Here is a 695-nt window from a genome sequence, read left to right as displayed (position 1 = left end):
ACCTTGACGCCCGCCTTGCGGCCCGCAGGCTCGACGGTCTTGATCACGGTCAGACGCGGCGAGACATCCACGCCGTAATCGGCCGGGGTCTTGGCGGCGAGCGGCTTGGCCTTGGCCTTCATGATATTGGGCAGCGAGGCATAGCGCGGCTCGTTCAAGCGCAGGTCCACCGTCAGCACGGCGGGCAGGTTGACCGAGATCGACTGCAAGCCGCCGTCCACTTCCCGCGTCACCACGGCCTTGCCGTCAGCGATGGCCAGCTCGGAGACGAAGGTCCCCTGCGCCCAGCCCAAGAGGGCCGAAAGCATCTGCCCCGTCGCGTTCATGTCATTGTCGATGGCCTGCTTGCCGCAAAGCACGAGACCGGGGGTCTCTTCCTTCACCACCGCAGCCAGGAGCTTGGCGACAGCCAAGGGCTCGATATCGGTCTGCACGTCGGCGGTGGCCTCGATCAGGATGGCGCGATCCGCCCCCATGGCCAAGGCGGTCCGCAGCGTCTCTTGCGCCTGCTTGACGCCGATCGAGACGACCACGACTTCCGTCGCGATGCCCTTTTCCTTCAGCCGGATCGCCTCTTCGACGGCAATCTCGTCGAAGGGGTTCATCGACATCTTCACATTCGCCAGATCGACACCCGAGCCATCCGCCTTGACGCGGACCTTCACGTTGTAGTCGATCACACGCTTCACAGGCAC

1 protein-coding gene is annotated in these 695 nt (G+C 64.6%); it reads right to left on the bottom strand.

Features of this window, described 5'->3' with window-relative positions; translation table 11 throughout:
* Positions 1-695: electron transfer flavoprotein subunit beta/FixA family protein (locus GV832_RS21740; protein WP_227754620.1), on the bottom strand; the 695-nt coding region annotated here is incomplete at both ends.

Source organism: Stagnihabitans tardus (assembly GCF_009925085.1).
Classification (GTDB): Bacteria; Pseudomonadota; Alphaproteobacteria; order Rhodobacterales; family Rhodobacteraceae; genus Stagnihabitans; species Stagnihabitans tardus.
Note: the sequence above shows the minus strand (reverse complement) of the source record. Positions and strands in the feature narration are given on the sequence as shown.